Source organism: Pantoea sp. Z09 (assembly GCF_022394795.1).
Lineage (GTDB): Bacteria > Pseudomonadota > Gammaproteobacteria > Enterobacterales > Enterobacteriaceae > Pantoea > Pantoea latae.
The window spans coordinates 1,642,128-1,668,507 of record NZ_CP092373.1; the positions used below are offsets into that span (position 1 = coordinate 1,642,128).

General features: G+C 59.4%; 30 protein-coding genes. 17 read left to right on the plus strand and 13 right to left on the minus strand.

Going from position 1 to position 26,380, the window contains the following annotated elements; genetic code table 11:
* Positions 1-107 precede the first annotated feature (107 nt).
* Entirely contained in the window at positions 108-899 is a 792-nt protein-coding gene (kdgR, locus tag MC269_RS07825; protein ID WP_081142722.1) for a DNA-binding transcriptional regulator KdgR, read from the plus strand.
* Positions 900-1,191: 292 nt separating this feature from the next.
* On the opposite strand, the gene MC269_RS07830 is transcribed toward kdgR, so the two are convergent.
* Positions 1,192-1,428: a YobH family protein gene (locus MC269_RS07830; RefSeq protein WP_239954744.1), complete on the minus strand. Its 237-nt coding sequence runs from the start codon at positions 1,426-1,428 to the stop codon at positions 1,192-1,194.
* Between the two features lie 209 nt (positions 1,429-1,637).
* Here MC269_RS07830 and MC269_RS07835 point away from each other — a divergent pair, with 209 nt between their 5' ends.
* The 6 genes from MC269_RS07835 (at position 1,638) to rlmA (ending at position 4,763) form a co-directional block, all read left to right on the plus strand.
* On the plus strand, positions 1,638-1,901 hold the full coding sequence (locus MC269_RS07835; RefSeq protein WP_239954745.1) for a YebO family protein: 264 nt from the start codon (positions 1,638-1,640) through the stop codon (positions 1,899-1,901).
* A gap of 27 nt (positions 1,902-1,928) precedes the next feature.
* Complete coding sequence (locus MC269_RS07840) at positions 1,929-2,939, plus strand: MBL fold metallo-hydrolase (protein ID WP_239954746.1); 1,011 nt, start codon at positions 1,929-1,931, stop codon at positions 2,937-2,939.
* Positions 2,940-3,006: 67 nt separating this feature from the next.
* Positions 3,007-3,138, plus strand: coding sequence for a hypothetical protein (locus MC269_RS18775; RefSeq protein WP_256461759.1), 132 nt, complete (start codon positions 3,007-3,009; stop codon positions 3,136-3,138).
* A gap of 324 nt (positions 3,139-3,462) precedes the next feature.
* Positions 3,463-3,537 carry a DUF2627 domain-containing protein gene (locus MC269_RS07845; RefSeq protein ID WP_370661853.1) on the plus strand — a complete coding sequence of 25 codons (75 nt, stop codon included), beginning with the start codon at positions 3,463-3,465 and terminating at the stop codon, positions 3,535-3,537.
* An 81-nt stretch (positions 3,538-3,618) separates the two neighbouring features.
* Positions 3,619-3,828: a transcription antiterminator/RNA stability regulator CspE gene (cspE, locus tag MC269_RS07850; RefSeq protein WP_003852684.1), complete on the plus strand. Its 210-nt coding sequence runs from the start codon at positions 3,619-3,621 to the stop codon at positions 3,826-3,828.
* A gap of 137 nt (positions 3,829-3,965) precedes the next feature.
* Positions 3,966-4,763 carry a 23S rRNA (guanine(745)-N(1))-methyltransferase gene (gene rlmA / locus MC269_RS07855; RefSeq protein ID WP_239954748.1) on the plus strand — a complete coding sequence of 266 codons (798 nt, stop codon included), beginning with the start codon at positions 3,966-3,968 and terminating at the stop codon, positions 4,761-4,763.
* On the opposite strand, the gene MC269_RS07860 is transcribed toward rlmA, so the two are convergent.
* The 4 genes from MC269_RS07860 to manX all read right to left on the minus strand — a co-directional run bounded on the left by MC269_RS07860 (position 4,760) and on the right by manX (position 7,970).
* Positions 4,760-5,218 carry a DUF986 family protein gene (locus MC269_RS07860; RefSeq protein ID WP_081142572.1) on the minus strand — a complete coding sequence of 153 codons (459 nt, stop codon included), beginning with the start codon at positions 5,216-5,218 and terminating at the stop codon, positions 4,760-4,762. The genes rlmA and MC269_RS07860 overlap by 4 nt on opposite strands.
* 61 nt (positions 5,219-5,279) lie before the next feature.
* Positions 5,280-6,125 carry a PTS mannose transporter subunit IID gene (locus MC269_RS07865; RefSeq protein ID WP_081142574.1) on the minus strand — a complete coding sequence of 282 codons (846 nt, stop codon included), beginning with the start codon at positions 6,123-6,125 and terminating at the stop codon, positions 5,280-5,282.
* Between the two features lie 15 nt (positions 6,126-6,140).
* Positions 6,141-6,941: a PTS mannose/fructose/sorbose transporter subunit IIC gene (locus MC269_RS07870; protein ID WP_033747932.1), complete on the minus strand. Its 801-nt coding sequence runs from the start codon at positions 6,939-6,941 to the stop codon at positions 6,141-6,143.
* A gap of 60 nt (positions 6,942-7,001) precedes the next feature.
* Positions 7,002-7,970, minus strand: coding sequence for a PTS mannose transporter subunit IIAB (manX, locus tag MC269_RS07875; protein ID WP_239954749.1), 969 nt, complete (start codon positions 7,968-7,970; stop codon positions 7,002-7,004).
* 502 nt (positions 7,971-8,472) lie between these two features.
* Between manX and MC269_RS07880 the strand changes: the two genes are divergently transcribed.
* Entirely contained in the window at positions 8,473-10,041 is a 1,569-nt protein-coding gene (locus MC269_RS07880; RefSeq protein WP_081142578.1) for a TerC family protein, read from the plus strand.
* Between the two features lie 78 nt (positions 10,042-10,119).
* Here the strand turns inward: MC269_RS07880 and MC269_RS07885 are convergent, their stop codons facing one another.
* The 4 genes from MC269_RS07885 to pabB all read right to left on the minus strand — a co-directional run bounded on the left by MC269_RS07885 (position 10,120) and on the right by pabB (position 15,367).
* Positions 10,120-11,682, minus strand: coding sequence for an EAL domain-containing protein (locus tag MC269_RS07885; protein WP_239954750.1), 1,563 nt, complete (start codon positions 11,680-11,682; stop codon positions 10,120-10,122).
* A gap of 206 nt (positions 11,683-11,888) precedes the next feature.
* Positions 11,889-13,253, minus strand: coding sequence for an L-serine ammonia-lyase (locus tag MC269_RS07890; RefSeq protein WP_081142582.1), 1,365 nt, complete (start codon positions 13,251-13,253; stop codon positions 11,889-11,891).
* Positions 13,254-13,442: 189 nt separating this feature from the next.
* Positions 13,443-14,009 (minus strand): CoA pyrophosphatase, encoded by a 567-nt coding sequence (locus MC269_RS07895; RefSeq protein ID WP_239954751.1) that lies wholly within the window; start codon positions 14,007-14,009, stop codon positions 13,443-13,445.
* Positions 14,006-15,367 carry an aminodeoxychorismate synthase component 1 gene (pabB, locus tag MC269_RS07900; protein WP_239955093.1) on the minus strand — a complete coding sequence of 454 codons (1,362 nt, stop codon included), beginning with the start codon at positions 15,365-15,367 and terminating at the stop codon, positions 14,006-14,008. Before pabB ends, MC269_RS07895 begins: the two co-directional genes overlap by 4 nt.
* A gap of 109 nt (positions 15,368-15,476) precedes the next feature.
* Here pabB and MC269_RS07905 point away from each other — a divergent pair, with 109 nt between their 5' ends.
* The gene (locus tag MC269_RS07905) at positions 15,477-15,665 is read left to right on the plus strand and encodes a YoaH family protein (protein ID WP_239954752.1); all 189 of its coding nucleotides are present in this window, start codon (positions 15,477-15,479) and stop codon (positions 15,663-15,665) included.
* A gap of 15 nt (positions 15,666-15,680) precedes the next feature.
* Here MC269_RS07905 and MC269_RS07910 read toward each other — a convergent pair whose 3' ends face one another.
* A complete protein-coding gene (locus MC269_RS07910; protein WP_081142588.1) occupies positions 15,681-16,025 on the minus strand; it encodes a RidA family protein in 345 nt (114 codons plus the stop codon).
* A gap of 123 nt (positions 16,026-16,148) precedes the next feature.
* On the opposite strand from MC269_RS07910, the gene MC269_RS07915 reads away from it, so the two are divergent.
* The 5 genes from MC269_RS07915 to rnd all read left to right on the plus strand — a co-directional run bounded on the left by MC269_RS07915 (position 16,149) and on the right by rnd (position 22,564).
* Complete coding sequence (locus MC269_RS07915; RefSeq protein ID WP_239954753.1) at positions 16,149-18,056, plus strand: ATP-dependent DNA helicase; 1,908 nt, start codon at positions 16,149-16,151, stop codon at positions 18,054-18,056.
* A 53-nt stretch (positions 18,057-18,109) separates the two neighbouring features.
* Positions 18,110-18,808: a tRNA (adenosine(37)-N6)-threonylcarbamoyltransferase complex dimerization subunit type 1 TsaB gene (gene tsaB / locus MC269_RS07920; RefSeq protein ID WP_239954754.1), complete on the plus strand. Its 699-nt coding sequence runs from the start codon at positions 18,110-18,112 to the stop codon at positions 18,806-18,808.
* Positions 18,809-18,867: 59 nt separating this feature from the next.
* Positions 18,868-19,458 carry a Slp family lipoprotein gene (locus tag MC269_RS07925; RefSeq protein ID WP_081142594.1) on the plus strand — a complete coding sequence of 197 codons (591 nt, stop codon included), beginning with the start codon at positions 18,868-18,870 and terminating at the stop codon, positions 19,456-19,458.
* Positions 19,459-19,666: 208 nt separating this feature from the next.
* Positions 19,667-21,343, plus strand: a complete 1,677-nt coding sequence (fadD, locus tag MC269_RS07930; protein WP_143806333.1) for a long-chain-fatty-acid--CoA ligase FadD — start codon at positions 19,667-19,669, stop codon at positions 21,341-21,343.
* Between the two features lie 99 nt (positions 21,344-21,442).
* Positions 21,443-22,564, plus strand: a complete 1,122-nt coding sequence (rnd, locus tag MC269_RS07935; protein ID WP_239954755.1) for a ribonuclease D — start codon at positions 21,443-21,445, stop codon at positions 22,562-22,564.
* 53 nt (positions 22,565-22,617) lie between these two features.
* Here rnd and minE read toward each other — a convergent pair whose 3' ends face one another.
* The 3 genes from minE to minC are packed head-to-tail and all read right to left on the minus strand — an operon-like array spanning position 22,618 to position 24,441.
* Entirely contained in the window at positions 22,618-22,887 is a 270-nt protein-coding gene (gene minE / locus MC269_RS07940; protein WP_081142598.1) for a cell division topological specificity factor MinE, read from the minus strand.
* A 3-nt stretch (positions 22,888-22,890) separates the two neighbouring features.
* A complete protein-coding gene (gene minD / locus MC269_RS07945; RefSeq protein WP_033746633.1) occupies positions 22,891-23,703 on the minus strand; it encodes a septum site-determining protein MinD in 813 nt (270 codons plus the stop codon).
* A gap of 33 nt (positions 23,704-23,736) precedes the next feature.
* The gene (gene minC / locus MC269_RS07950; RefSeq protein ID WP_081142599.1) at positions 23,737-24,441 is read right to left on the minus strand and encodes a septum site-determining protein MinC; all 705 of its coding nucleotides are present in this window, start codon (positions 24,439-24,441) and stop codon (positions 23,737-23,739) included.
* Between the two features lie 154 nt (positions 24,442-24,595).
* Between minC and MC269_RS07955 the strand changes: the two genes are divergently transcribed.
* From MC269_RS07955 to MC269_RS07965, 3 genes are all read left to right on the plus strand, one after another.
* Positions 24,596-24,871: a YcgL domain-containing protein gene (locus tag MC269_RS07955; protein WP_081142600.1), complete on the plus strand. Its 276-nt coding sequence runs from the start codon at positions 24,596-24,598 to the stop codon at positions 24,869-24,871.
* Positions 24,872-25,178: 307 nt separating this feature from the next.
* Positions 25,179-25,838, plus strand: coding sequence for a fumarylacetoacetate hydrolase family protein (locus MC269_RS07960; protein WP_239954757.1), 660 nt, complete (start codon positions 25,179-25,181; stop codon positions 25,836-25,838).
* Between the two features lie 67 nt (positions 25,839-25,905).
* Positions 25,906-26,352: a YcgN family cysteine cluster protein gene (locus MC269_RS07965; protein WP_239954759.1), complete on the plus strand. Its 447-nt coding sequence runs from the start codon at positions 25,906-25,908 to the stop codon at positions 26,350-26,352.
* Positions 26,353-26,380: the final 28 nt, after the last annotated feature.

Genomic DNA, 26,380 nt, shown 5'->3' on the forward strand with positions numbered 1-26,380 from the left:
GTTTAACGGCGGGCATTGCGCGTGAGGCGATGGTGTAGCGCGCGGCGACGCGCTATATTGATTAACTGTTCCGATTTTATTAAAACGATTTTAAAAAAGGGTGCGCGATGGCCGCCAGTGAAAACGATAAACAACCCGACGCCGTTTCCTCTGTAATGAAGGTGTTCGGCATTCTGCAGGCGCTGGGCGAAGAGCGCGACCACGGCATTACCGAGCTGGCGCAGCGCGTCATGATGTCGAAAAGCACCGTTTACCGCTTTCTGCAAACCATGAAGGCGCTGGGTTATGTGACGCAGGAAGGGGAGAGCGAAAAATATTCCCTGACGCTGAAGCTGTTTGAGCTGGGCGCGAAAGCGCTGCAGAACGTCGATCTGATCCGCAGCGCCGACGTGCAGATGCGTGAACTCTCCCGCCTGACCAAAGAGACGATTCACCTCGGCGCGCTGGAAGAGGACAGCATCGTCTACATCCATAAGATCGACTCGCTCTACAATCTGCGCATGTACTCGCGCATTGGGCGCCGCAATCCGCTGCATACCACGGCAATCGGCAAAGTGCTGCTCGCCTGGCGCGACCGCGCCGAAGTCCAGGAGATCCTGAAAGATGTCGAGTTCAAGCGCAGCACCGCCAACACCATCGTCTCTAGCGAGGCGCTGATCGCGGTGCTGGATCAGGTGAAAGCGCAGGGTTTCGGCGAAGATAACGAAGAGCAGGAAGAGGGATTGCGCTGCATCGCCGTGCCGGTTTTCGACCGCTTCGGCGTGGTGATCGCCGGCCTGAGCATCTCTTTCCCGACGATTCGTTTCTCAGAAGAGGCGAAAAGCGACTATGTGGCGATGCTGCATCGCGCGGCGCGCACGCTCTCCGCTGAGATGGGCTATCACCACTACGCCTTCTGAACAAAAAAAAGCGGGCCGCGGCCCTTTCCCGCAGCGCTCACGGACGCTGGCCAGCAGGCTGGGGTCGCTCAGGAGCGGGCATTTCGCAGCGCTGAACAGAATGAGTCTGCCAGGAGAGCCCGCAGGGAAGCGGGCGAAAGGTGGGGCTGGAACAGGGATGTTCCATCCCCACCGGTCCGTCAGGCAGGCGAATGGCGTGAAGGTACCGCGTCAGCGGCGCGAGGACCGCCCGCCCCTGAGCGGCCCCAGACTGCGTTATCCCCTGTGCTTAACTGACAAGCACACGCGTCTCTTAGTTGTCGATCACCTCGCCGCTCTTCTTCAGCAGCGGACAATCCGTCACGCCAACCACGCCGCTGTCAGTATGCAGGTACTGCGCGGTAATCAGGCCGCGCGCGGTCAGATAGCTGCACTGCAGGCCCAGACCCGCCGCGTTTTTATTGCTGCCGGTCAGCACGCCGTAGCCGGTAAACAGCATGGCAATCCAGATAACGGCGAGCAGAACGATCGCCCGGATAAAGAGTTTCATTTTGTCTCCATGTGATACATAACGCAGCTGTCCACTGTTTGCTGCCGCCCGTAATATTAACAGCTTGCCGCGCTTTGTCTCCTGACGCGATCGGAGATTGCCGAAAGCCGGAGATTCAGGGAATTCTGCAATGCACCGCGCAGCCTCGCCAGCCGCGCCCGCAACGGGTAGAATCGTGCCATCGATTTTTTTACGTTTTTGAGGCAGTTATGAACGAATTAGCCGCAACCTCTGATCCGCTGTTTAACTATGGCGTGCTGGCGATCATCATTATTGTGGCGTTTATCGCCTGGTTTTTTGTTAACCGGGCCAGCGTCCGCGCCAGCGAGCAGATCGCGCTGCTGAACCAGCTGCTGGAGGAGCAGAAAAAGCAGAATGCGTTGCTGCGTCGGCTGGTCGACACGCAGCACGGCGAGCAAACAGAGCAGCAGGAAGAGAAACGCGATTTCATTCGCCTGATCCCGGAACGTTAACCGTTATCCCATCCGCAAGGAGGCAGCATGGCCTGGCAAAATCCCTGGTACGACGGCAGCAAAGCGCATCACACGCCAGAGGGGTTCCGCAATCTGGAGCCCGATCCGCGCCAGCCGGGCGATCTCGACCGCTGGCGCAAAGAGCGCAAAGCAGCGGGGCTGCCTTTTCCGCCGCAGGCGGGCTATGACGATTTTCAGACGCGCTGGTGGCAGCGCGCCGATCTCTCTGGCGTCGACGACCGCGTCTGGTGGCTAGGCCACGCGGCAATGCTGCTGCGCCTCAACCAGCGCTATCTGCTGATCGATCCCGCGCTCTCGACGCGCGCCTCGCCGTTGCCTTTTGCCGGTCCGAAACGCAAAACCCCGCCGCCGCTGCGCATCCACGATCTGCCGCGCCTCGACTACGTGCTGATCTCCCATAATCACTACGACCATCTCGATTCCGCAACCGTCAGGCGCATTATCCGCCGCTTTCCCGACGTCACCTTCGTGGTGCCGCTGGGGCTGCAGGGCTGGTTTACCCGACGCGGTGCGCGGCATGTGCGCCAGCTCGACTGGTGGCAAAGCCTGGAGCAAGAGGAGCTGTCGCTGACCGCCGTGCCGGCGCGTCACTGGAGCATGCGCACGCTCTACGATCGCAACCGCTCGCTGTGGTGCGGCTGGGTGGTGCGCAGCCCGTCGCTGAATTTCTGGTTCTCCGGCGACAGTGGTTTTTCCGAAAATCTGGCGGAGATCCCGCGCCGGCTCGGTCCATTCAATCTGGCGGCGCTGCCCATCGGCGCCTATGCACCGAAATGGTTCATGCAGAGCAGCCATATGGATCCCGACCATGCGGTCTCATTATGGCGCGTAATGGGTCAGCCTTTGACGCTGCCGATCCACTGGGGCGTGTTCGAGCTGGCGGACGAATCGCTCGATGAGCCGCCCGCAGAATTATCGCGCGCCATCCAGCGCAGCGGTGAAGATAATGGCCGCTTTGCGGCATGGAGAATAGGAGAGAGCCGAGCCTTGCGGAATATAACCCAGGAAAATTCCTAAAGCGCGCGGGTTATCCCTGGCTGGCCCGGGGATTTCAATTGATCTTTTATTCAGGATCAAAGAATAAATGGTAATAACTAATAAGCACCACTCTGCTTTTAATTGGGGCAAGGCTAAATTTTATTTTCCTGATTTTGGTGCAAAAGTATTAATTAACGGTGCCAGCGAAAAGAGGGATGGCGGGAAGAAAACCGGATAAAAAATGCGTCGTTTCGCTTTTGCGGTTTCGCTTAGGGAAAGTCAATGCCATAGAATTGCAATAATCTTGCTGTATATTAGCCCGTTACAGTGAACAAGGTTGGACGAAGGCGCGGTAATCCGCTACGTTATTCTCCTCATCAGCAGGTTGATGAGCAGGTTTTTTTCGGCTACGGCATGCTCAGCTTATGTACCAGAATGAACAAAGTGTGTCTCCTCTTTGCAAATTTTGTGCAGCGCGTCCGGCACCGATTAAAAATGCCTTGCCATTAATTTGCGGATATGTGATAACAATTCGTGGGTCAAACGAGGTACAGTTCTGTTTATGTATGGCATCTTCAGTAAAGAAGTTACGAGTAAAAACGTTGACGTTGAATACCGCTTCCTTGCCGAACCTTAATTAGTGCCTCATTCAGTAACGTCTCTGGTTTCTCTGTAGGTCTGCCTTCGGGCAAAATAAACACTCTAAGGAATTTGCAAAATGGCAAAGATTAAAGGTCAGGTTAAGTGGTTCAACGAGTCTAAAGGTTTTGGTTTTATTACCCCAGCTGACGGTAGCAAAGATGTGTTCGTACACTTCTCCGCTATCCAGGGCAACGGTTTCAAAACCCTGGCTGAAGGCCAAAGCGTTGAGTTCGAAATTCAGGACGGCCAGAAAGGCCCGGCTGCAGTCAACGTAACCGCTATCTGATTTCGTGCCAGCTCGGTGCCATGCACCACTGAAAACGAATCCGTAAAGCCCTGGTCATCTGACCGGGGCTTTTTCTTTGCGCTTTCGATAAGAGCGCGAACGGAGTACACTGCGGCGCTCGTGATAATGGAGTCCGTATGTTGCTGATTTGCCCCCTCTGTCAACGCTCTTTGCAGCCCGAAAACCGCAGCTGGCGCTGTGAAAACCGCCATCAGTTTGATCAGGCGAAAGAGGGCTATCTCAATTTGTTGCCCGTTCAGCATAAAGGCTCGCGCGAGCCGGGCGACAGCGCAGAGATGATGCAGGCGCGGCGCGAATTTTTGCAGGCGGGCCACTATCAGCCGCTGCGCGACGGCGTGGTGACGCTGCTGCGCGACAGACTGCGCGAGGCGGGCGCGCTACTCGATATCGGCTGTGGTGAGGGCTATTACACCGCGGCGCTCAGCGCGCTCGGCGCGCAGGTCTACGGGCTCGACATCGCCAAAAACGCTATCCGTCTGGCGGCAAAGCGCTATCCAGAAGTGCAGTTTTGCGTCGCCTCTAGCCAGCGCCTGCCCTTTGCCGACGCCTCGCTGGACGCGGTGGTGCGCATCTACGCGCCCTGTAATGAAGCGGAGCTGACGCGCGTGATCAAGCCCGGCGGCGTGTTGCTTACCGTCACGCCCGGCGCGCATCATCTTCAGCAGTTTAAGGCGTTAATCTACCGCGAGGTACAGCTGCATGCGCCGGAAGAGAAGCGCTACAGCGGATTTAGCGAAGAGACGCAGCAGTCGCTGCGCTACGCTATGCAGCTGAGCGGCGAGGCGGCGGCAACGCTGCTGCAGATGACGCCTTTCGCCTGGCGCGCCAAACCTTCCGTGTGGGGCGAGCTGCAGGCGTCGAAGACCTTTGACTGCGACGCCGATTTCCGTCTGACGGTGTGGCGTCGCGACTAACGCGCGTCCACCAGCTGGTGATAGATGCGTTCCAGATCGTCAAGCTGCTGCACGGCGATCAGCAGGCGGCGCTGCTCCAGCTGCATCACCAGAATGCCATCCTCGGAGAGATTCAGACCCTGAATGCGGTCATACGCTATCCAGACGCCGCCATAGAAAAGTCCTTCGCCCTTCATCAGCAGCGTGGGGCGCCGCAGCCAGAACAGCCAGAAGGCGAGGAAGAGGAGCACCATCAGCAGCGTGGTGGTCAGCTGCGGCCCCTGATGCGTGACGTTATTCCACAGCAAAATCAGCAGCAGCCCGATAAATATCAGGCTGTCGATCTTGTGTCTGCGTCGCAGCGCCACGCTTAAACGCGTCGGCCCTTTGCGGCGCGGCAGGATAAGGTCGTTATAGAGTGCAAAAAGCAGCAGCGCGGCGATGCAGAGCGCGATGAGGCTGTCCGTGAGTGTCATCCAGTGCTCCTGGTGCGATGCGGCGGGGAAGAGGCCGGGCGCGGCGCGCCCGGCAAGGGAACTACAGGCCCAGCAGGCCGATCCAGTAGCCGAAGATACCGATGACGAAGAAGCCGACGATAATCCACAGCGCGTTGACCTTGCGCCGCAGCAGCCACATACAGGCGAAGGTGAGCAACAGCGGCACGATGCCCGGCATCAGCTGATCGAGGATGGTCTGCACCGTGGTGACGGTGGTTTTCCCGGTCTGATCGGTAATGCGCGACACCACCAGCGGGATGTTGACGTGCGTCCACTTGTTCACCAGCGCGCCCATGACAAACAGGCCGAGAATCGACGCCCCCTCTGTCAGTTTCTGCAGGAAGCCGCCGCCCATGTCGCTGACGATATCGATCCCTTTACGATAGCCGTAGGCCACGCCGTAATAGCGGGTCAGCAGGCGCGCCAGGTTAAACAGCACAAAGAACAGCAGTGGTCCGAGCAGGCTGCCGCTCATGGCGATGCCGGCGCCGAGCGCGGCGAAAACCGGACGCACGGTTCCCCAGAAAATCGGGTCGCCGACGCCAGCCAGCGGCCCCATCAGCCCCACTTTAATGCCGTTGATGGCGGCATCGTCGATCGCCGCGCCGTTGGCGCGCTGCTCCTCCATCGCCATGGTGACGCCCAGTACCGGCGCGGCCACGTAGGGATGGGTATTAAAGAACTCCAGGTGGCGCTTTATCGCCTGACGGCGCGCCTCGTTGTTTTCCGGATAGAGGCGGCGGATCACCGGCACCATCGAGAAACAGAAGCCCAGCGCCTGCATACGTTCGAAGTTCCATGAACCCTGAAACAGATTCGACCGCAGAAACACGCCGCGAATATCGCCAGCAGTGAGTTTTTTTGGCGTTGTCGTTGTATCAACCATGTTGTCACCTGTTCCTTAGTCGAGTTCGTTGTCGAGATCGTTATTGGCCGGGCCAGCCGCTGGCGCACCCGCCACACGGTTATATTTCGGCGCCAGCTGGATATAGAGCACCGCCATCACCACGCCGATGACGCCCAGCGCCACCAGGTTGAAGCTGGTGAACGCCGCGGTGACGAAGCCGAGGTAGAAGAACGGCATCAGATAGCCGGCGCGCATCATGTTGATGACCATGGCGTAACCGACCACGACGATCATGCCGCCTGCGATATTCAGGCCGTTGGTCACGACTTCCGGGATCGAGCTGAGCAGGCTGTGCACCGCGCTGGTGCCAACGGAAATCGCCACGATCAGCGCCGGAATGGCGATACGCATCGCCTGCAGCACCAGCGCCGAGACGTGGATCCACGAAATCGCCGTCAGGTTGCCTTTTTCCGCCGCCTTATCGGCCGCGTGCTGGAAAGCGACGGTAATGGTGCGCACGATAATCGTCAGCACCTGGCCTGCCGCTGCCAGCGGGATCGCCAGCGCGATACCTGCACCGACGCTCTGTCCGCCAGCGATAACCAGAATGGTGGAGATGATTGAGGCGAGTGCCGCATCGGGTGCCACGGCGGCGCCAATGTTCATCCAGCCCAGCGCGATCATCTCCAGCGTGCCGCCAATGATAATGCCGGTTTTCATATCGCCGAGCACGGCGCCGATCAGGGTACAGGCCACCAGCGGACGGTGAAACTGAAACTCATCCAGAATCGACCCCATACCCGCAATACAGGCGACGATAAATATCAGGATGATTTGTAGCGAGGTTATTTCCATCATATCCCTTCTCCTCAGGAGGATAGCGTTAACTGGCCCGCAGGCGCAGCTGGCGGCTTTTTACGCGTTGACCTTCGCGATCAGGTCCATCATTTTCAGTTTTGGATCGTTTGACACCTTACGCACTTCCAGCTCAATGTGGCGCTCGTTAAGCTTGCGGAAGGCGGCAATATCCTTTTCATCGACCGAAACGGCGTTGTTGACCTGGGTTTTGCCCTGGCGAAACGCCATGCCGCCAATGTTGACCGACTTAATGTCGACGCCCTGTTCCACCACGCGCAGCACGTCGGTGGGATTGGTAAACAGCAGCATCACGCGGTCGCGGCCATATTTTGGGTTGTTCCAGACGCGCACCATCTTGTCGACGTCCACCACGTGCGCGGTGACGCCGGGCGGCGCCACCTGCGTCAGCAGGGTTTTGCGCACATGATCTTTCGCTACTTCGTCACTGACGACGATAATGCGCGTGACGTTGGTCTCTTTGGTCCAGCGCGTCGCCACCTGGCCATGGATCAGGCGGTCGTCGATACGCGCCAGGCCGATTTTCATATGTTCGCCTGGCGCGAGCGGGGTGGCGGGCTGTGCCGGAGCGGGTGCGGCCGGCGCGGCGGCCGGTGTGGGCGGGGCGGCCAGCGGGGTTTTCTGCGCTTTTACCCCTTCGCGGCCGGTTTCCACCGCGATGGCGACCAGCTCAGCGAAGGTGGGATCGTCGTCGCGCGCCATCAGGGTTTCCACCAGCATCGGAATATTAACCCCGGCGATAACATCGTAATTCTCTTTGTCCAGCACCACGCGACTGGCCGCGTTGAAGGGACTGCCTCCCCAGGTGTCGACCAAAAACAGCGCGCCTTTCGACGTATCGAGCTGCGCCAGCTGCGCCTGATATTTTTCAATAAGCGTTTCTGCATTCTCGCCGGGCACAAAGTCGATCCATCCGACGTTCTCCTGCTCGCCCAACAGCATCTCTGCGGTTTTAAGCAGTTGCTCGGCTGCCCAGCCGTGTGTACCAATTACTATCGCAATGGTCACTTGCTACCTCCGTTCGCTAAAGAGATTCGTCTGGAGTCGACGAACCGTTATGAGTTATCGCTACGGTTATCCCTGGACAAGCGTAGGCAAATCATCTGTATAGATGGGGTATTCTCAAGACGTTTTATGTAGAACAGTCAGTCGCGATTTATTTTAGTGCGCGAAAAAATAATTTATGTGACGGTCGTCAGTAATCCGACGGCTGAATCGCTACATCGCATTATTACTATGGTGTAACCGCTGAATCATTTGTAAATGAAAGAAAATTTTTTGACGTAATTTACTGGGCTGTTACATTAACGATCTGTTTATTACTCAGGAGTAACGGGTTTCAGCCCACCTTTATGGATCGTCACCGACGTCGCTTAACCACTTTGATGCGCGCATCCGCGCCTTCTCTCACGCCTGACGGCGTTCCCGTAGTTCACCCGATTGCCTTTCTGTCACGTCCTCAGACGCTGGCACGATATCGTTCAATCTGTCTCTCATTCAGGAGTCTGTAATGGAATTTCTCTTCGACCCCTCAATCTGGGCTGGTTTATTAACGCTTGTCGTACTGGAAATCGTCCTGGGCATCGACAACCTGGTGTTTATCGCCATTCTGGCTGACAAGCTGCCGCCGAAGCAGCGTGACAAGGCGCGCCTGATTGGCCTGTCGCTGGCGCTGGTAATGCGTCTGGGCCTGCTGTCGCTGATCTCCTGGATGGTGACGCTGACGCGCCCGTTATTTAGCGTAGGCGAGTTTAGCTTTGCCGGGCGTGATTTGATCTTGCTGGTGGGCGGCGTGTTCCTGCTGTTTAAGGCAACGATGGAGTTGCACGAGCGGCTGGAGAACCGTCAGCTTGAGCATCAGGGCAACCGCAGCTACGCCAGTTTCTGGGCGGTGGTGACGCAGATTGTGGTGCTGGACGCGGTCTTTTCCCTTGATGCGGTGATCACGGCGGTCGGCATGGTCAACCATCTGCCGATTATGATGACGGCAGTGGTGATTGCGATGGGTGTGATGCTGCTCGCCTCGAAGCCGCTGACCAACTTCGTCAACGCGCATCCGACGGTGGTGGTGCTCTGCCTCAGCTTCCTGCTGATGATCGGCCTGTCGCTGGTGGCGGAAGGCTTTGGCTTTCATATTCCGAAGGGTTATCTCTACGCGGCGATCGGCTTCTCGATCCTTATCGAGCTGTTTAACCAGATCGCGCGCCGCAACTTTATGCGTCATCAGGCGCATCGTCCGATGCGCGAGCGCACCGCCGAAGCGATCCTGCGCCTGATGGGGGGACGCCAGCGCGCGGCGCAGCCTGCCATCAGCGAAGAGTCGCCGCTGACGCAGGCGATGCCGCAGGAGGCGTTTAAAGATGAAGAGCGCTACATGATCAACGGCGTGCTAACGCTGGCGTCGCGCTCTATCCGCAGCATTATGACGCCGCGCGGCGACATCTCCTGGGTGGACGTGGCGCGTCCGCTGGATGAGATCCGCATTCAGCTGCTGGACACGCCGCACAGCCTGTTCCCGGTCTGTCGCGGCGAGCTGGACGAGATCGTCGGCGTGGTGCGCGCCAAAGAGCTGCTGGTGGCGATCGAGCACGGCATGGACGTCGCCACCTTTGCTGCGCGTTCGCCCGCTATCGTGGTGCCGGAAACCCTGGACCCGATTAATCTGCTCGGCGTGCTGCGCCGTGCCAAAGGCAGCTTTGTTATCGTCACCAACGAGTTCGGCGTGGTGCAGGGGCTGATTACGCCGCTGGACGTGCTGGAAGCGATTGCCGGCGAGTTCCCGGACGAGGATGAAACCCCGGATATCATTGCCGACGGCGACGGCTGGATCGTCAAGGGCGGCACCGACCTGCATTCGCTGCAGCAGCTGTTCGACGTCAACGATCTGGTAGATCCCGAGGAGGATCACGCCTCGCTGGCCGGTCTGCTGATTGGTCAGAAAGGGCAGTTGCCGCTGCCGGGCGAGGTTATCGACCTGCCGCCGCTGCACTTTACCATTCTGCAGGCGACCGACTATCGCGTCGACCTGGTGCGCGTCACGAAAGATAAGCCGCACGAGGATGAGGAAGAGGAGCAGTAAAGAGAAAACGGCGCGAAAGCGCCGTTTTGCTGTCATGCGCTTAGTAACGTCTGTGCGCCGTTTGTTAAAACCTGAACGTCACGAAGTCAGCCGCGCCTGATGCTGCGCCAGCCAGGCGGGGAAGTCCTCAATCGGCATCGGCCGCGCGTAAAAATAGCCCTGCAGCAGATCCACGCCGCGCTCGCGCAGGTAGTCAGCCTGCTCGGCGGTCTCCACGCCTTCCGCCACCAGGCTGATATTCAAACGCTGCGCCAGCGAGATCACCATATCGGTGACGGTGGCGTTAATCGCGTCGGTGCCGATTGCGGCGGTGAAGATCTTGTCAATCTTCAGCACGTCCGGCTGCAAATCCTTCAGATAGGAGAGCGAACTGTGGCCGGTGCCGAAGTCGTCGATGGCCAGCCGCACGCCGATGCTGTGCAGCTGCGAAATCACCTTCTGATCCACTACCGGCAGCGCGTCACGCTCCGTCAGCTCCACCACCAGCTTCGGCAGCGGATTCGCCGGCCACCACAGCTGCTGCAAATCCTCGACGATGGCGCGGTCGCGAAAGTGGCTGGCGGCGACGTTAATGGCGATATGGAACGAAGGACAGCGCGGCAGAGTGGGCAGCTGCGCCACCGCTTTATCGATGACAAAGCGCGTCAGCGGCGCAATCAGGTTCTCTCGCTCGGCCAGCGGAATAAAGACGTCGGGCGGGATCCAGCCCTGGCGCGCGTTATGCCAGCGCAGCAGCAGCTCAATGCCGTCGCAGTCGCCGCTCTGCGCATTGATCAGCGGCTGACAATAGACCATAAATTCATTCGCGGTAATGCCGTAGCTGATCTGCCAGCTCAGGCTCATGCGATTCGCCGTTGCCAGCCAGACGATATAGCCGATCAGCAGGCTCAGCAGCAGCGCCAGCGGCAGCTGCGATGGCAGAGTCGACAGCGCGAGCCGCGCCGGCGACGGGCCATACAGCGTAATGGTAAAGGGATAGCGCAGCGAGGCCTGATCGTAGCTCACTTCGTCTTCCGAGGGCGCCGTCGGCTCAATCAGCGGGTTGCCATACTCCAGGCTCTCGCCGCCAACGTTAAAAATGGCGCGCTCTACCCACGGCAGCTGCGGCTCCAGCAGATAGGTGCTCATCAGCTCAATATTGATCACCTGCAAAATGCCGGAGCGGTTATCAAGCGATTTAGGCGTCCAGAGCAGCAGGATCGGCGACCCCTTCAGCAGATAGTTATCGGTCGCCAGCATCATGCGCTGGTTATTGATCGCCAGCTCGGGATAGGTCTGGCTAAAGGGAATGGCGCGCGGGCCGTAAATGCTGGAGCAGTAGATGGTGTCGTTTTCCACCAGCAGGATGGCGCGCACCGTTTGCAGCGCGGAGATTTTTTCGATCAGCGGAAAGCGCACATCCTGACAGGGCACGCCCACCAGGCCGAGCGTATTGTTGGCCGAAACGTCGAGCGGCGAAAACATGCGGTCAAAGCGCTGAATGGCGCTATCGGCAAAATCGAGCGACTGCTGCTCAATGCGCGATTTCTCTTCAAAAAAGCGGAAAGCCAGCGTCAACATCAAAACCACAACGGCGATCACCAACGCGATAAGCAGTCGCTTACGGCGAAACTGTCCAACATATTGCTGGGCCAAAAGCATCAGTAACCACCTTCCACAGACCAAATAAAAGCAAGGATAACGGGGTTGTTATCGGCATGGCTCTGTTAAGGTTTAGCCATGCTTCAGAAAAAAAGCGCTACTGAAAAAACCGCGCGACCTGAAAAGGTCGCGCGAAACATTACTCTACCGTTAATCGCCGTTATGAGCTAGGCCTGACGGCAGCGGGTCGACGCCGCTCACTCTGATTAGTCGCACTGAACTTTAATCGCCAGGCCGCCGCGCGAGGTTTCGCGGTATTTGGCGTTCATATCTTTGCCGGTCTCATACATGGTTTCGATCACTTTATCGAGCGAGACGCGCGGCTCGCTGGTGCGGCGCAGCGCCATACGCGCGGCGTTGATCGCCTTCACCGAGGCGATGGCGTTGCGTTCGATGCAGGGCACCTGCACCTGGCCGGCGACCGGATCGCAGGTCAGGCCGAGGTTATGCTCCATGCCGATCTCCGCCGCGACGCACACCTGCTCCGGGCTGGCGCCCAGCAGTTCGGCCAGCCCGGCGGCGGCCATGGAACAGGCCACGCCGACTTCGCCCTGACAGCCGACTTCCGCGCCGGAGATAGAAGCGTTCATCTTATAGAGAATACCAATCGCGCCCGAGGCGAGGAAATAGCGGATAAAAATATCGGGGGTGACGCTTTCGATAAAGTGATCGTAATAGGCGAGCACCGCCGGCACGATGCCGCAGGCGCCGTTGGTCGGTGCGGTGACGACGCGGCCGCCGGCGGCGTTCTCTTCGTTCACCGCCAGCGCGAACATATTGATCCAGTCAATAACGTTCATCGGATCGTTGGAGTGTTTCGACGATGAGGTGAGCAGACGACGCAGCGACGCGGCGCGGCGCGGCACGCGCAGCGGACCTGGCAGCACGCCTTCGGTATTAAGGCCGCGATCGATACAGGCCTGCATGGTCTGCCAGACGTCGGTAAAGTAGTCGCGGATCTCGTCGCGCGAGTGAAGCGCCAGCTCGTTCTTCATCACCAGGCCGGAGAGGGACAGGCCGGTTTCGCGGCAGTGCGCCAGCAGCTCTTTGGCGGAGTGGAACGGCCAGGGCACGCTCACTTCATCCAGCGCCGACTGGCCAAAGTGTTCTTCGTCGACGATAAAGCCGCCGCCGACAGAGTAGTAGGTTTTGCTTAAGATCAGCAGGTCGCCCGCAAAGGCGAGCAGGCGCATGCCGTTCTCATGCAGAGAGAGGTTTTCGCTGCGGAATACCATGCCGCCTTCGCGCGGAAAATCAACTTCATGGGCGCCGTTCGCCAGCAGCAGCCGTTCGCGCTGCTCGACATCTTTAATAAAAGCGGGAATGGCGTCGATATCCACCGTGGCCGGCGACGCGCCCGCCAGCCCCATAATAATGGCGATATCGGTATGGTGGCCTTTGCCGGTCAGCGAAAGCGAGCCGTAGACATCCACGGCGATGCGTGTCACCTGCTGAAGTTTTCCCTGTTCAGCCAGCAGATCGACAAACTCTTTGCCCGCTTTCATCGGACCCACCGTGTGGGAACTCGACGGGCCGATGCCCACTTTGAACATGTCAAAAACACTAATCACAGGCGACACTCCTCACAAAAAATTTTTATCTCTGCCGGGGCAGTTTATGGCGCTAATAGTAATCGTCGACCCGGGGAAATGAGCGCCTTTTCGCATGAAATAAACTAATCTTTCGCGCGAGAAATAGTTATCTCTGACCACAGCGAGCGGCAGGCTATTTGGCGGCGGAAAGGCGGGGAAAAGCGGGCGTCAGAACGCGATCTGCTCACTGAGGGAACGGATAATGCCGGCCGTCATGCCCCAGACCAGATACTCCTGGTAAACCGAGAGCCAGACAGGATGACGCAGCCCGGCGCGATGCACCTCCAGCTCGGCGTAGCGGTTAAGGCGCAGCGCCTCTTCCAGCGGCATCTCAAAGGCGCTCTCTACCTCGTCGGGATTAATGTGCAGCGCGATATCCGGTGCAATGATGCCGACCACCGGCGTGACGCGGAAGCCGGTGCTGCTGGTCACCGGCGCGAGCTGGCCGATCACCTTTACCTGACGAGGATCGATGCCGACCTCTTCCTGCGCCTCGCGCAGCGCGGTGGCGATAAGCGAAGCGTCGCTCGCGTCCTGCATGCCGCCAGGGAAGGCGACCTGGCCGGCGTGCTTGCGCAGCTCACGCGAGCGGCGCGTCAGCAGCAGGCCCGGCGTCTCACGCGCGACGATCGGCACCAGCACCGCCGCCTGACGGCCAACGGGCGACCGCTGCGGTTTTTCCGGCTGCAGCAGGATAAAGCGGGTCAGAAAGTCGTCGAGCGTCAGCGGGCTCATGTCACGTCTCCAGCCAGCGCAGGCAGAATGCGGCTGACTTTATGCAGCGTTTCCTGATATTCGGCGTCCAGCTCGCTGTCGGCCACCACGCCGCCGCCCGCCGCGCAGAACAGCTGCTGCCGCTCCGCGATCAGCGTGCGGATGGTAATGCTGGTGTCCATATGGCCGCACAGGCTGAGATAGCCAATGCTGCCGCACCAGGCGTTGCGGCGGTGCGGCTCCAGCTCGTCAATGATCGCCATGGCGCGAATTTTTGGCGCGCCGGTGATGGATCCGCCGGGAAAGCAGGCGCGCAGCAGATCGCTGGCGTGCAGCGCGGCCGGCAGACGCGCCCGCACCGTGCTGACCAGATGGTGTACCGCCGGAAAAGGCTCTACCACGAACAGCTGCGGCACGCTGACCGAGCCCGGCACGGCGACGCGGCCGATATCGTTGCGCAGCAGATCGACAATCATCAGATTCTCGGCGCGATCTTTCTCTGACTGCGCCAGCGCCAGCGCCTCCCGCCGGTCGAGATCGGCATCGGCGGCGCGCGGCCGCGTGCCCTTGATCGGCCGGGTTTCGATCTCATCGCCTTTCAGCGACAGAAAGCGTTCCGGCGACAGGCTGAGAATGGCGCTGTCAGGCAGGCGCAAAAAGGCGCTGAACGGCGCGCGGTTCGCCGCGTTGAGTCGGCAAAACGCCTGCCACTCATCACCCTGATAGTGCGCCTGAAAGCGCTGCGCCAGGTTGACCTGATAGCAGTCGCCCGCCTGAATATAGGCCTGCACCGCGTGAAAGCGCGCGGCGTAGTCGCTGTAGCTCAGGTTGGATCGCCAGGCGCTGGTGAGCGAGAAGGGCGCGGCGTCGCGCGTCGGCCACTGCTGCAGCCAGCGCAGCCGCGCCTGCGCGTCGTTCAGCGACACCAGCGTCAGGCGCTGCAGATGGTGATCGGCGATCAGCGCCCAGTCGTAGAGGCCGACCGCCATATCCGGTGTGGTGAGATCGTCCGCCGCCTGCTGCGGCACGCGTTCAAAGCGGCGACCGAGATCGTAGCCGAACAGGCCGAGCGCGCCGCCCTGAAACGGCAAATCGTCGCGGCTGTCAGGGCGCAGGCCGAGCGCGTCGCACTGCTGCTGCACCAGCCGCAGCGGGTCCTCGGCTGAGCGCAGCGTCACACCGTCCGCCTCAAGAATGGTGACATCGCCCTCGGTGACCAGCGTGGCGCGCGGATCGGCGGTGAGAATATCGAAGCGGTTATCTGCATGGTCGGCATGGCCGGACGTGAGCAGCATCGCCCAGGGCAGGTGCGATATCGGGGCGAAACGCGCGCTGAGCGCATCCCGCGTATAGTGTAGACTGAGCGTTGAGACCATGATCCGGCAAAAATCTGACAGCAGTAAGGGCGCTAGCCTGCCATATTTTTTCCCGGCTGGCACCTCTTTGTTCCGCATGGAATAATGCCGGCCTCGCAACCAGGAGTGAATTATGTTTACAGGTTTACCGGCACTTTCCCACGAACAGCAGCAGCAGGCGGTGGAACGCATTCAGGAGCTGATGGCGGGCGGCCTCTCCAGCGGAGAGGCGATTGCCCAGGTGGCGCAGGAGATCCGCCAGACGCACAAGGGCGAGCAGATCCGGGCGCGCTTTGAAGATGAAGACGAGGATGAGGCCTGAGGCGCGGCGCGGCGGCTACAGCGCCGCGATAATTTTAATCTCCACCTTATATTTCGGGTTCATCAGCCCGGCCTGAACGGTGCAGCGCACCGGCGCGTTGCCGGGCGACACCCAGGCGTCCCACGCGCGGTTCATCGCCGCGAAATCCGCTTTCTCCACCAGAAAAATCGTCGCGTCGAGGATCTTGCTCTTGTCTGAGCCGACGCGCGTCAGCAGCGCGTCGATCACCGCCAGCGCGTTGGCGGTCTGCGCTTCAGCGTCAGCGTCGAGGTTCTCCGGCACGCTGGTGTAGTAGACAGTGTCGTTGTGAATAACGGCTTCCGACATGCGGTGTTCCGGATCGATACGAGTAATCGTCATGGTTTCTCCTTATTTTTCCAGCCGATAGCCTGGCACAACAGGGGGCGTGCTGTCATCAGTTGTGGAGTGGGGCGTGGAATACTGACATAATTACAGTGTTTTTGCCGAAACGGGTGAGGAAGTGTGGCGGACGATTTTGCAGTAGATGGCGCGCTGGCGCAGGCGATTAGCGGCTTTAAGCCGCGTGAGGCGCAGCGTGAAATGGCGCAGGCGGTAGAAGAGGCTGTGAAGAGCAGCGGCGAGCTGGTGGTAGAGGCTGGAACCGGGACGGGTAAAACCTACGCCTATCTTGCCCCGGCGCTGCGCGCCGGAAAAAAAGTGATTGTTTCCACTGGATCGAAAGCGCTGCAGGATCAGCTGTATGGCCGCGATTTGCCGACCATCGCAAAAGCCCTGAACTTTACCGGTAAAACCGCCCTGCTGAAGGGGCGCTCCAACTATCTCTGCCTTGAGCGGCTGGAACAGCAGTCGATGGCGGGCGGCGATCTCAATGCTCAGGCGCTGGGCGATCTGGTGACCCTGCGCGGCTGGTCGTCGCAAACCATTGACGGCGATATCAGCAGCTGCGGCGGCGTCACCGAAGACAGCCCCATCTGGCCGCTGGTCACCAGCACCAACGACAACTGCCTCGGCAGCGACTGTCCGCTTTATAAAGATTGCTTTGTGGTCAAGGCGCGCAAGCGCGCGATGGACGCCGACGTGGTGGTGGTAAACCATCATCTGTTTCTGGCCGATCTGGTGGTGAAAGAGAGCGGCTTTGCCGAGCTGATCCCGGAAGCTGACGTGATGATCTTCGACGAGGCGCATCAGATCCCCGATATCGCCAGCCAGTATTTCGGTCAGCAGCTCTCTAGCCGCCAGCTGCTCGATCTGGCAAAGGATATCGCCATCGCCTACCGCACCGAGGTGCGCGACGTGCAGCAGCTGCAAAAATCGGCGGATCGCCTCGCGCAGTGCGCGCAGGATTTTCGCCTGACGCTGGGCGAGCCGGGCTATCGCGGCAACCTGCGCGAACTCTTCGCCGACAACAATATTCAGCGCATGTTTACGCTGCTCGATGACGCGCTGGAACTCTGCTACGACGTCATCAAGCTGTCGCTGGGACGTTCGGCGCTGCTCGACGCGGCCTTTGAGCGCGCCGCGCTTTATCGCGGGCGCCTCAAGCGGCTGCGTGCCGTGAATGAGCCGGGCTTCAGCTACTGGTATGAATGCACCTCGCGCCATTTTACCCTCGCTCTGACGCCGCTTTCGGTGTCGGAACGCTTTCGCGAGGTGATGGACGCGCGCAAAGCGGCGTGGATTTTCACCTCCGCCACGCTGGCGGTTGACGAAGAGATGAGCCACTTTGCCGATCGGCTCGGCGTCAGCACGGCGAAAACCCTGATCCTCAACAGTCCGTTTGACTACGCGCGTCAGGCGCTGCTCTGCGTGCCGCGCAACCTGCCGGAGCCGAATCGCCCCGGCGGCGCGCGTCAGCTGGCGCGCATGATGAAGCCGCTGATCGACGCCAATAAAGGACGCTGTTTCTTTCTCTGCACCTCACACCTGATGATGCGCGAGCTGGCGGCGGAGTTTCGCGCCAGCATGACGCTGCCGGTGCTGGTGCAGGGCGAAACCAGTAAAGGCCAACTGCTGAAGCAGTTTATCGAGGCGGGCAACGCGCTGCTGGTGGCGACCAGCAGCTTCTGGGAGGGCGTCGACGTGCGCGGCGACGCGCTGTCGCTGGTGATCATCGACAAGCTGCCGTTTACCTCGCCGGAAGATCCGCTGCTTAAGGCGCGCATGGAAGATTGTCGCCTGCGCGGCGGCGACCCCTTCAGCGACGTGCAGCTGCCGGATGCGGTGATCACCCTGAAGCAGGGTGTAGGACGCCTGATCCGCGACACCGACGATCGCGGCGTGCTGGTGATTTGCGATCAGCGGCTGGTGTCGCGTCCCTATGGCGCGCTGTTTTTAAACAGCCTGCCGCCGACGCCGCGCACCCGCGATCTGGCCCGCGCCATCGCCTTCACGCAGCAAGCGAAAAAGTAATTTTCCACTGGCTGTGCTACCATGCGCGCCGTTTAAAATCACCCGAGGTTGTTATGTCTTCCCGAATCCTGGCGCTGGACACTGCGACAGAAGCCTGTTCAGCCGCGCTGCTTAATCAGCAGCAGATCGACGCCCGTTTTGAAATCGCGCCGCGCGACCACACGCAGCGCATTCTGCCGTTTATCGAGGCGCTGCTGCAGGCGCAGCAGCTGGAGCTGACGGCGCTCGACGCGCTGGCGTTCGGCCGCGGTCCCGGCAGCTTTACCGGCGTGCGCATCGGCATCGGCATTGCGCAGGGCCTGGCGCTCGGCGCCATGCTGCCGATGATCGGCATCTCGACGCTGGCGACGCTGGCACAGGGCGCGTTCCGTCAGCAGGGCGCCACGCGCGTGCTGACGGCCATCGACGCGCGCATGGGCGAAGTCTACTGGGCAGAGTATCAGCGCGACGAGCAGGGCATCTGGCAGGGCGAGGCGAGCGAAAGCGTGCTGTCACCGGAGGCGGCGCTGGCGCGCATGCAGGCGCTGGAAGGGGAATGGTTTACCGCCGGCACCGGCTGGCAGGCCTGGCCGCAGCTGCAGCAGGGCCACGCGCTGACGCTCAGAGCGAGCGGCGTCGAGCTGCCCACGGCGGAAGATATGCTGCCGCTGGCGCAGCAGGCCTGGCAGCGCGGCGACACCGTGGCGCCGGAGCATGCCGAGCCGACCTACCTGCGCAATGAAGTGACGTGGAAAAAGTTGCCGGGCCGCTGATCGCGGCGCAACTTATTGCTCTGGCGCCAGTCTAATCAACATCTTTTAGGAGAATGCCTATGTCAGTGTGTCAAAAAGGTCTGTCCGGTATGTTGTTAGCCTGTGCGCTGTTGCTGAGCGGCTGCGTCACGGTGCCGGATGCGATTAAAGGAAGCTCTGCGCTTCCTCAGCAGGATTTAGTGCGCGTGATGAACGATCCGGCGCTGTTTGTCGGTCAGGAGTCGCGTTTCGGCGGCAAAGTGGTCAAGGTAACTAATCTCAACGGCAAAACCCGGCTGGAGATCGCCACCCAGCCGCTGGACGAGAGCGCGCGTCCGCGCTTAGGGGCCGCTTCGGTCGGGCGCATCTACGCTGACATTAACAACTTCGTCGACCCCACCGACGTCAGTAACCAGTATGTCACCGTGCTGGGCACCATTCGCGGCACCGAGAAGGGCACCATCGGCGCGGCGAGCTACAACTTTGTGGTGGTGGACGTGCGCGGCTACCAGCGCTGGCATCTGACCCAGCAGATCAACACGCCGCCGCAGCCCATCGATCCCTATATCTGGTATGGCCCGACGCGTCACCATCCCGGCTACTGGGGACCCAATCCCTACTGGGGCATGAGCAGCGGACCGGCGCAGGTGGAAACTATCCTGACCGAATAAGCCGTTATTAACCAGATTCAGGCCCGGCCGCGGCTGCCGCGACCGGGCTTTTTATTGCCGCGAATAAGCGGGTGGAAAAATTAGTGATGCGCTTCGCAACCTCAGCATGCCGGATCGGGCAGGCTGGTACAATGAGTTAAAATATTGTTAACAGGCTGAATGGGTTGAGGCAGCAATGGAAAAACAACATGAATATCGAGGTGAACCCTTGAATAAGGTCTGGCTGAAACGCTATCCGGCTGATGTGCCTGCCGAGATTAATGCGGATCGTTATACCTCTTTGGTCGATTTGTTTGAACAGGCCGCACAGCGCTATGCTGACCAACCCGCCTTTATCAACATGGGGCAGCCGATTACCTATCGTCAGCTGGAGCAAAAAAGCCGCGCCTTCGCCGCCTGGCTGCAGTCCGGGCTGGGGCTGAAAAAGGGCGATCGCGTCGCGCTGATGATGCCCAATCTGCTGCAGTATCCCGTGGCGCTGTTCGGCGTGCTGCGCGCCGGCATGGTGGTGGTCAACGTCAATCCACTTTATACACCGCGCGAACTCAAGCATCAGCTCAACGACAGCGGCGCCAGCGCCATCGTTATCGTCTCCAACTTTGCCCATACCCTTGAAAAAGTGGTGGCGGAAACGGCGGTAAAGCATGTGATCCTGACGCGGCTCGGCGATCAGCTTAAGCCGGTGAAGGCGACGCTGGTAAATTTCGTGGTGAAGTACATCAAAAAGATGGTGCCGAAGTACCATCTGCCCGGCGCGGTCACGCTGCGTCAGGCGCTGCAACAGGGCGAAACGCTGCGCTATCAGCGCCCTAACGTCACCAATGATGATCTCGCTTTTCTGCAGTACACCGGCGGCACCACCGGCGTCGCCAAAGGCGCCATGCTGACCCACCGCAATATGCAGGCCAACCTCGAACAGACCAAGGCGACCTACGGCAAACTGCTGCGCGACGGCAAAGAGGCGGTGGTCACCGCGCTGCCGCTCTATCATATCTTTGCGCTAACGGTGAACTGCCTGCTGTTTCTTGAGCTGGGCGGGCAAAATCTGCTGATTACCAACCCGCGCGATATTCCCGGCTTTGTGAAGTCGCTGGCGAAGTTTCCCTTCACCGCTATTACCGGCGTCAATACCCTGTTCAACGCGCTGCTCAACGAGCCGCAGTTTCATAAGCTCGACTTTTCCACCCTGCGCCTTTCGGCAGGCGGCGGCATGGCGGTGCAGAAGGCAGTGGCGGAGCGCTGGGAAAAGCTCACCGGCCACTATTTGCTGGAAGGGTATGGCCTGACCGAGTGTTCGCCGCTGGTGTCGGTCAACCCCTATGACATCACCGAGCACACCGGCAGCATCGGCCTGCCGGTGCCCTCGACCGATGTGCGTATCGTCGACGACGAGGGTAACGACGCCGCGCCTGGCGCGCCGGGCGAACTCTGGATCCGCGGGCCGCAGGTGATGGCAGGCTACTGGCAGCGCCAGGAGGCCACCGAGGAGGTGCTGAAAAATGGCTGGCTCCTCAGCGGCGATATTGTTACCGTTGACCCTCAGGGCTTTATCCGTATCGTCGACCGCAAAAAAGATATGATCCTCGTCTCGGGCTTTAACGTCTATCCCAATGAGATTGAAGATGTTTTAATGCAGCACCCCAAGGTGCGCGAGGCGGCGGCGATCGGCGTGCCGAGCGATCTGTCGGGCGAGGCGGTCAAGGTCTGCGTGGTGAAAAAAGAGGCGTCCCTGACCAAAGAGGAGCTGCTCGACCACTGCCGCCGACAGCTGACAGGGTATAAAGTCCCCAAAATTATCGAGTTCCGCGACGAGTTGCCGAAAAGCAACGTAGGGAAAATCCTGCGCCGCGAACTGCGTGACGAGGCCAGGCGCAGCGCAAGCTGAACGCAGGCCAGATTTCTGGTTGAACGCCGGCGACGTCCGGCGTTTTTATTGATGATGAGATGGAGCGCCGCGCGCAGTCTGTCGCGGTGAAAAAGCGATTTGAATTATTCCCTGATCGACCAAAATGACCAACTGGCCGCCGTGTGCCAGCAGGCTCGCCAGCATGCGGCTGTGGCGCTGGATACCGAATTTGTCCGCACCCGCACCTACTATCCGCAGCTGGGGCTGATCCAGCTGTTTGATGGCGAGCAGCTGGTGCTGATCGATCCGCTTACCATCAGCGACTGGTCGCCGTTTATCGCGCTGCTGAGCGACACCCAGGTGAAAAAGTTTCTGCACGCCGGCGGCGAAGATCTCGAGGTTTTTCTGCACCGTTTCGGCGTGCTGCCGCAGCCGATGATCGATACCCAGATTCTGGCGGCCTTTAGCGGCCAGCCGCTGTCGTGGGGCTTCGCCGCGATGGTGGCGCACTTCACCCAGACCACGCTGGATAAGAGCGAATCGCGCACCGACTGGCTGGCGCGTCCGCTGACGCAGCGTCAGTGCGACTATGCGGCGGCCGACGTGCACTATCTGCTGCCGATCGCCCATCAGCTGATGGCGATGACCGAAGAGGCGGGCAATATGGCCGCGGCGCTCAGCGAGTGCGATCAGCTTTGCCAGCGTCGCCTCGACGTGCTGCAGCCGCAGGAGGCCTGGCGCGATATCACCAACGCCTGGCAGCTGCGTCCGCGTCAGCTGGCGGCGCTGCAGCTGCTCGCCGCCTGGCGCCTCAACGTCGCGCGCGAAAAAGATATGGCGGTAAACTTCGTGGTGCGCGAAGAGAACCTGTGGAAAGTGGCGCGCTTTATGCCGGGTTCGCTGGGCGAGCTGGATCATCTGGGCCTTTCCGGCCATGAGATCCGCTTCCACGGCAAAACCCTGGTGGCGCTGTTGGCTGAGGCGCAGGCGCTGCCGGAAGAGGCACTGCCGCCGCCGCTGGGCAACCTGGTGGATCATCCGCACTACAAAAGCGTGTTCAAAGCGATCAAGGCGCTGGTGCAGGAGGTCAGCGAGGAGAGCGGCTTTAGTCAGGAGCTGCTGGCGTCGCGCCGTCAGATTAACCAGGTGCTGAGCCAGCACTGGGGGCTAAAACCGCAAACGCGCGTGCCGGAGTTGCTGGCAGGCTGGCGCGGCGATCTGTTCAAAACCCGCATCGAGGCGATTCTGTCGCAGATCTGACGCAAAAACATTCCCCTGCTCTGAAGCAGGGGAATATCAGGAAACAGACGCGGTCATTTGGTCGCTTCTTCCGTCTCCGGCAGCGTGACGTTAAGCTCCAGAATAGAAATGTCGTCGCCTTTCTGGTCAAGCTGAACGGTGACCATATCGGGATCGATCTTCACATACTTGCAAATCACTTCCAGAATGTCGCGCTTAAGCTGCGGAAGATAGTGGGGCTCACTGTCGCCCCTTCTGCGTTCTGCCACGATAATCTGCAGCCTTTCCTTGGCTATGTTGGCAGTGTTCTTCTTCCGGGATAAAAAGAAATCGAGTAATGCCATGGTTTATCCCCCGAACAGGCGTTTCAGGAAACCCTTCTTCTCTTCTTCAATAAAGCGGAAGGGGCGTTCTTCACCGAGTAAGCGATCTACGGTATCAGCATAGGCTTTGCCGGCGTCGGAATTCGTGTCGAGGATCACTGGCTCGCCCTGGTTAGAGGCGCGCAGCACCGACTGATCTTCCGGAATGACGCCCACCAGCGGAATGCGCAGGATCTCCAGCACGTCTTCCATGCTCAGCATATCGCCACGATTGACGCGGCCAGGGTTATAACGGGTCAACAGCAGATGTTCTTTCACCGGCTCCTGGCTGTTCTCGGCGCGGCGCGACTTAGAGGCGATAATGCCGAGAATGCGGTCGGAGTCGCGCACCGACGAGACTTCCGGGTTGGTGGTGATAATCGCTTCGTCAGCAAAGTAGAGCGCCATCAGCGCGCCGGTTTCGATCCCCGCCGGGGAGTCGCAGACGATAAAGTCGAAATCCATCGCCGCCAGGTCGTTCAGCACTTTTTCCACGCCTTCGCGGGTAAGCGCGTCTTTGTCACGCGTCTGGGAAGCGGGCAGAATATGCAGCATCTCGGTGCGCTTGTCTTTGATCAGCGCCTGATTCAGCGTGGCGTCGCCCTGAATAACGTTAACAAAGTCGTACACCACGCGGCGCTCGCACCCCATGATCAGATCCAGGTTACGCAGACCAATGTCGAAGTCGATGACAACCGTCTTTTTGCCTTTTTGCGCTAAACCGGTGGCGATGGCCGCGCTTGACGTGGTCTTGCCAACGCCCCCTTTACCGGATGTAACTACAATAATGCGTGCCATAAATGTTGATTTCCTTAACAGAAGAAAAGGGGCCTAATTAAGTGTCTGGATAGTCAGCGCGCCCTCTTCGAGGCTGAGGCGCGCGGCTTTACCAAAAAATTCCGCCGGGATTTGATCCATGATCCAGTACTCACCGGCGATAGAGACCAACTCTGCTGCCAGGTTGGTGCAAAAAATCTGGCTGTTGCGGTCGCCGCCGGCGCCTGCCAGCGCGCGTCCTCGCATCATGCCGTAAATATGAATATTGCCGTCGGCGACCAGTTCGGCACCGGCGCTTACGCTGTTGGTAACGATTAAGTCAGCATTGCGCGCGTAAATCTGCTGGCCGGAACGCACCGGCGTAGTGACGATGCGCGTTTTGCTGGCCGGCGGCTCAGCGGGTACCACGGGCTGCGCCTCAGGCGCAGGCGCTTCGCTGCGCGGCTTGCTCTCTTTGCCTTCCGCCAGCACCGGCAGGCCGGCGCGGGCAATCATGCGCTTCAGCGCCTCGTCTTTGCAGCCGCTGACGCCGACGATGCGCAGGCCGGTGGCGGCAATCGCCTGCTGCAGCTGTTTCCAGTTGACGTTGCCGCTCAGCGCCGCCACGTTAAGTACCACCGGCGCATTTTTTAAAAAAGCGGGCGCCTGATCGATTTTGTCCTGAAGTGCCTTGCGGATCACGTCAGGTTCGGGATGGTGCAGATGAACAACAGACAGGGTAAAACTGCTACCTTTGAATTCGATTGGCGTTTGTGACATCTGTCCCACTCAGTCCTGTTTTCTCGCCCGGCGAACAAACGTCGATAAAATCATCATTTCAGCTCGTCCGGTGAATATTCGAAGTTCTGCAAGCATGTTATAGTTACTGTTATTTCCAGGCAAGCCACCATCCAGGATTATTCGAGTAAAAAATATGTTTTGTGTGATCTACAGAAGCCCGAACCGTGAGCAGACTTATCTTTACGTTGAAAAAAAGGACGATTTCTCCCGTGTGCCCGAAGCGCTGCTGCGCGGCTTCGGCAAGCCTCAACTGGCGATGGTGCTGACGCTGGACAAGCGCGATCGGCTGGCCAACGCCGACATCAATAAAGTGAAACAGGCGCTTAGCGAACAGGGCTATTATTTGCAGATGCCGCCGCCGGTCGAAAGTTTGCTGAAAGTTCATCTTGAGACGGGAAAAAAAGATTAATTCAGATTCATCTGTAAATATAATCAGTGCTTCTCGCTTTCTCAGCATAATTATATATAACGATTTGCAGCAAAATAATGGCGCGATTATCGCGCCTTTTACTGGTCAATATTCTTTATTGACAATGCAGTGGCGATAAATTCACCGCTCCGGCAGCATATATTCACGCTTTTTTGACAATTTACGCACACTAATCTTTGCTAAACCATCTTATTATGGCCGTCACGGCGGGCGCAGACCCGCTGAAGCGCAAACCTCAACGTGCCGGCGTCGCTGGCATCACAACCAACCAGAGCAGGGGATTAGCATGTATCAGCATCGTAACTGGCAGGGCGCCTTGTTGGATTTTCCGGTGAACAAGGTCGTCTGCGTCGGCAGCAACTATGCGAAACACATTAAGGAAATGGGCAGCGCCACGCCAACCGAGCCGGTAATTTTTATCAAGCCGGAGACCGCCCTTTGCGATCTGCGCCAGCCGCTCTCTATTCCCTCCGCGTTCGGTGAGGTGCATCACGAAGTAGAACTGGCGGTGCTGATTGGCGCTACCCTGAAGCAGGCCGGTGAAGAGCACGTGGCGAAAGCGATCGCCGGCTATGGCGTCGCGCTCGATTTAACCCTGCGCGATCTGCAGGCGGGCTTTAAAAAAGCGGGCCAGCCGTGGGAAAAATCGAAAGGCTTCGATAATTCCTGTCCGCTCTCTGGCTTTATTCCCGCGGCAGAGTTTCCAGGCGACCCGCAGGATACCGAACTCAAGCTGGTGGTCAACGGCGAGGTGCGTCAGCACGGCAGAACCTCAGAGATGATCCATCAGATCCTGCCGCTTATCGCCCATATGAGTCAGTACTTTACCCTGCGCGCAGGCGACGTGGTGCTGACCGGCACGCCGGAAGGCGTTGGCCCGATGCGCTCCGGCGACACGCTGGAAGTCTCGCTGGCGGGACACGGCATCAGCACGCGCGTGCTGTAAAAACTTGCAACGCCGCGCCTGACCCGATATAAGGTGCGGTTTTGTGACTAACCCGGACGCCGCCATCATGAGTGAACTTCCTTTCTGGCAGACTAAACGCCTCGATCAAATGAACGACGACGAGTGGGAATCCTTGTGCGATGGCTGCGGCCAGTGCTGCCTCAATAAACTGCAGGATGCCGACACCGACGAAATCTACTTCACCAACGTCGCCTGCAACCAGCTCAATATTAAAACCTGCCAGTGCCGCAACTATGAGCGCCGCTTCGAGTATGAAGAGGACTGCATTAAGCTGACGCGTGAAAACCTGACGCAGTTTAACTGGCTGCCGCGCACCTGCGCCTATCGTCTGCTGGGCGAGGGAAAAGGGCTGCCGGCGTGGCATCCGCTGCAGAGCGGCTCAAAGTCGGCGATGCACGCGCAGCGTATTTCGGTGCGCTACATCGCGGTGCGGGAAAGCGAAGTGCGCGACTGGGAGGATCACATTATCGATCGTCCTGACCGCAACGGCTGATACAAAACAGGCTGCCTCTCGGCAGCCT